This is a genomic window from bacterium, assembly GCA_027622355.1.
Taxonomy (GTDB): Bacteria; UBA8248; UBA8248; order UBA8248; family UBA8248; genus JAQBZT01.
This window is the reverse complement of sequence record JAQBZT010000224.1, coordinates 1-4,815: the sequence shown is the minus strand read 5'-3', so window position 1 is coordinate 4,815 and position 4,815 is coordinate 1. Positions and strand designations below refer to the sequence as shown.

Genomic DNA, 4,815 nt, shown 5'->3' with positions numbered 1-4,815 from the left:
GACGGCCATCGAGCTGGCGTACAGGAAGCGTTCGATGCCCTGGCGCTCGCACCAGCGAAGCAGCAGGAAAGTCCCCCTCGCGTTGATGTCGAAGTCGCCCAGCGGATCGGCATGAGAGACTTCGCCGGAGGACTGTGCCCCCAGGTGAAAAACGGTGTCGATACCCTCTCCGGACAGTCGGTCGAGAGTTGCCGGACTGGAAAGACTCCCTTCGATGAATCGGGCTTTCTCCGGAATGTTCTCCCGGCGGGCAGTGGAAAGATCGTCCAGGATCGTCACCGACTCCCTTTGTTCGATCAGCCTGCGGGCGATCGCACCGCCGATAAAACCGGCGCCGCCCGTGACGAGAATCCCGCTCATCCCGCCCCCCCTTCTTCCGAAAGAGGCTCGAGAGGCTTGCGCGCGATCACCATGACGTGCGAACTCAGGCGGTTTTGCTGCAAAAACACCTGAAACGCCTCTCGCGCGTCCTCGGAGGCCTGCGCAATCCGCCGCGCAAAGCGGGAGACCTCAAGACCAGGATCTTCGGCAAGCATGTTCCGGAGGATATCCACGTCCAGGCGGCCGGGGGTTTCGATGGAAACAGGTTCCATCCCAGTCCGGCGGGTCAGCGCCTCCAGGCCTTCCACCGAGAGGAGGTTCAGATGGTTGGGCGGGCAAACTGCCTTTGAGTGCATCCAGAGCTCGCTCAGATCGAATCCCGACACCGCCAGGGTGGTGAACAGGAGGACACCGCCCGGCGCCAACAAGCGGTGAATGGTCTCCAAAAAAGCGGCCGGGTCGAAAACGTGTTCGAGAACCTCAAAGCAGGTGGCGAACTCGGCCCTCGCCCAATCGTCGGGAACATCCTCCACGTTACTTTCCATGATCTCGAATCCGCGATCGCGGCAAATTTTTGCCAGCCGGCCGGAGGGCTCTACGCCTCGAACGGAGCCGAAGAATCCCAGCGCTCGAACCTCCTCGAGAAAGACCCCGTAACCGGAGCCCACGTCCAGAAATGTGCCGGAGACCCCCAGCTTCCCGGCCCAGTCTTTCGCCAGCTGTGCCCGAGGCCGAGCGATCAACTCTCTTCTTTTTTTTTCGGTATCCTTGTAAAAGACCTCGGCCCAATGGTCCATCGCGCGGGAATCGCGGTAGTACGCCGACAGCGCATCCGCCGCAGGGCGGGGATTCACATAGAGGGAATCGCACGAGGGACAGGAAGAGTAGGCGAAGCCGTTCTTCACGAACTCGGGGCGGGGCCGATCCGCGCCGCAGCCCGGGCAGGCGACCTCCACGAATCCGCTTTTGTCGGCGAAGAGGCGCTCGGATTCCTCCAGGGAAATTCGCAGGAACTCCTCAAAAGTGTCCCTGGGCCGGATTTCGTATTCCTTCAAGAAAAATCCTTTCGGGGAAAAAGCGGCGCTGCCCGCAGGCACCTTACATGTACCCCAGCCGCTGGAGCTCGCGCCGGATGAGGGGGTCGGTCATCTTGGCTCCGATCTCCTTGCTGAGCGGGACCGGATAGCGGTCCAGGGCGAAATCCGGTTCAGTACCCTCGTAGAAAGAGATCATCTCCTGATGAAGAGGCGCCACGACATCGGAGGATTCCGTATAGCGATTATTTTCCGGGACCTCTTTGTCACCGGCGCGATACAATTGGTGCTCCCCGTTCGATTGCCAGATGTATTTCCAGTCCCCGGTCCGGACGCCGCGGCGGATGATGCTGATCTCGTAGAGGAGGTTGGGGTAGGCCTTCAGACGCTCCGGCAAAACGGCGGGAGGAGAATCCACCACCAGGCGCCGGTTTTCGAGACCCTCCTCCTCGCTCAACACCGAAACACCGTCCATGACCACCTGATCTTCCATCCACCCGCTCTCCCCCAGCAGATCGAAGATGGTGGGGGCCAGATCCAGCGCTGAGGTCAACCGCCCGATCCGGAATCCCCCCTCAATGCGGGGCGGATAGGAGATCACGCACGGGATGGCGAACAATTCCTCCCACAAGGTTGCCCCATGGTTAATGGCGCCGTGCTCGCCCAGCAGTTCACCGTGATCGGAGGTAACGATCAGGATCGTATTTTCGAACAAACCGTTTTTATCCAGCTCCTCTACCAGCTTTCCCACCAAGTGGTCGCCATACAGAAGATCGGCCTGGTAGCATTTCCGCACGGACTCCAGCGCTTCGTCGGCCTGACCGAAGTCGCCGTTCATGAAGGCGTGGAAATTTCTCTGGATTTCGAAGCTCACCGGATGAGGCTTCTGCCCGTTGAACACCTTATTCAAAAATGACGCCGGCGGATAATACGGCGTGTGCGGATGAAGGAGCGTCGTATAGGCGAATACCGGCTTTTGCCCTCTTTTTTCCTTGAGGTGGCGAATAATGTAATCCATCGAATCTTTTCCATCATGCAGGGCGGCCGACGAGCGAACCTCTCCTTCCTTGCTGACCGTCCGGGAGTACAATTTCTTCACGAATTGATAAAGCCGGGGAAATCCACGGAGATTATCAACAATCTGACGGCGCAGGGAACCGCCCGTTCCAGCGCCCGCCTTGCCGGGATAACGCATCTCGTCAAAACCGAACAGGTCATCATAGCCAGCCGGGGGAATGAAGCTCGCCATGCAATGGCCGTAGCAGGAATAGCCCAGGGACCTCAACAGCAAGGGAAAAGGCACGAGGTCCTGGCGCATCTCGCACAGATTATGGAGCATCCTGTGCCTGGCCGGATACAATCCCGTGAAAATACTGACGTGGGCGGGGGCGGAGCCGTTGGCAGCGGCGTAATGATCGTTCAGGACCGCTCCCCTCTCCGCCAGCGCATCAATGTTGGGCGTCAGGCTCAGATTCGAGCCGTAGACGCCGAACATGTCCCGCCGGGCCGAATCTAGAATGACAAGAACCACATCCGGTCGCATCGCCTACCCATCCTCTCGCCGAGATCCGTACAAAAATTCCTGATATCTCCCCCCGCCGACAACCCAGGGGGAGATGGAATGATAAAGCAATTTGAAGGTTTTCATGTCTACAGGAAATTCCGAGGCAACGACTTCAAAATGTTCTCCTTTCGAAATCGGGGACGCACTGTTTTCGTGAAAAAAATACCCACGGCAGACTCGGGAGATTTCGTTCAGGTAGGTTTCCACCTGAACATAGTCCATTTCACTGAAACTTCTCGTATTGAGGAACAAATCCACACTGTTTCCCGCGAGCGACGGAAGGGCGGAAATCGGCATCAAGATCAAATCATTCTTTTCGATGTCCGTCATACTTATATTTTCCCCTTCCTTTTCCCCAAACAAAATAAATTTCTTATCGGGAAAGCAGTTCAACAAGAAATAAGAAAGGACCAACACAATCTCGGGCAAATCAAATCCAATGTAGGCGAGCTCTTTTTTCTCTTTGAGCAGATACCTCGCAAATGCGCCATACCCGCAGCCAATTTCCGCAACCACTGGGCGGGCGATGTCCCCCAACAACTCAGAAAACAATTTCGAATAATAATGATGACGAAAAACACCGTACGGGATCAGCCCTTCACCAAATTTCACACCCCACGGATTTCCAATATCCGGATAGACAACATCCTCTATTCGGGCTTCCTTTTCGCCAAGCAATTGCCGCCATGTTTCCAGATCATGCGAAAATTCATTCAGGAACACCATTTTCTGAAATTTGTTTCTTTTTGAAAAATTCTCATAGCTTGGAAACATTCCTCTCGACAGCATGTTCCTGAATAGATTCGACAACAAATCCTCTAATCCGGCGTTATTATTTCCGTTTACACACTCGAGGAGCACAGTTCGGGATTTCTCGATATTTTCCCACTCACCTCCTCCTTTATATGCTTCAGATACCGTTTCCTGGTGACTTTTGGCTTTTTTGTAAGCGGCGACCACGCGCGCAATGATTTCGGGCCGGTTACTCAAAGGGCGCGCCTGTGGTTCCATCCCTTTCTCCAACATCGCCCATGTCACCCCATCGTTCCCCGCGAATTCTGAAATCACGGACAACAAGCGGGTAATCTTAGTTGCCCACTTTCTGGTTTTTCGCATCCTGGGCACACCTGAACCCGACATGAGGAAACCCTCCATCTGTCTCGACCGGAAAACGTTGCGCAACCCGCAACCCGTAACGCGGGCTCGACCATTGCCCGCCCCGCATCACCTTCACGTCCTTTTTCCCCTCGTTCACCGGATCCCGGGCTGGGGACACCTGATAATAGCCGGGGCTATAGACATCTGCCACGAATTCGCTCACGTTCCCAACCATATCCATGACCCCGTAGGGGCTTGCTCCCGCGGGCTTCGAGCCCACGGGCCAGGGCCCCCTGCCCTTTCCGCATCCAATCCCTGGATTGCCGTTGAACACGGCCTTGGTGCAGTCCGGCCATTCATTTCCCCAAGGATAGCGCCGTCCGTCCGTTCCCCTGGCGGCTTTTTCCCACTCGGCCTCCGTCGGCAGCCGCTTCCCGACCATCTCGCAGTACTTCTTGGCCTGAACCCAGGACATCCCCGTGACAGGCTGTTTGGGATAGGAAAACTGTTGTCCGAAATTCCGGCGCGGCTTCATGCCCGATTTCCGAAACTCCTCATTGGTCACTTCATAACGATCGATAAGAAAGGCCTTCAGATTTATTTTTCTCTGCGGCATCTCGTCGAAAAAACCTTCGCCGACACCCGAACCCATGATGAACTCTCCCTCGGGGACCAACTGCATCGGCACATTCGTTTTTATGAGAAGAACCGCTTTCTTTTCCTTTTTGTCAATCTTCCCGGCCTCTTTCAATTCTTCTTCATCGGCAAACAAAACACATTTTTTTCTCTTGAAATCTA

5 protein-coding genes are annotated in these 4,815 nt (G+C 55.6%); all 5 read right to left on the bottom strand.

Translation table 11 applies throughout. The features are described 5' to 3' along the window. Nucleotides 1-360, bottom strand: a 360-nt coding sequence (locus tag O2807_11965; GenBank protein MDA1001213.1) for an NAD-dependent epimerase/dehydratase family protein, incomplete at its 3' end; no start/stop codon positions are given. Continuing rightward, nucleotides 357-1,376, bottom strand: coding sequence for a class I SAM-dependent methyltransferase (locus O2807_11960; protein MDA1001212.1), 1,020 nt, complete (start codon nt 1,374-1,376; stop codon nt 357-359). The genes O2807_11965 and O2807_11960, both read right to left, overlap by 4 nt. Nucleotides 1,377-1,419: 43 nt before the next feature. Further along, nucleotides 1,420-2,898: a sulfatase gene (locus O2807_11955; protein ID MDA1001211.1), complete on the bottom strand. Its 1,479-nt coding sequence runs from the start codon at nt 2,896-2,898 to the stop codon at nt 1,420-1,422. 3 nt (nt 2,899-2,901) lie between these two features. Continuing rightward, a complete protein-coding gene (locus O2807_11950; protein MDA1001210.1) occupies nt 2,902-4,035 on the bottom strand; it encodes a putative sugar O-methyltransferase in 1,134 nt (377 codons plus the stop codon). Then, nucleotides 4,007-4,815, bottom strand: an 809-nt coding sequence (locus tag O2807_11945) for an SUMF1/EgtB/PvdO family nonheme iron enzyme (GenBank protein ID MDA1001209.1), incomplete at its 5' end; no start/stop codon positions are given. The genes O2807_11950 and O2807_11945, both read right to left, overlap by 29 nt.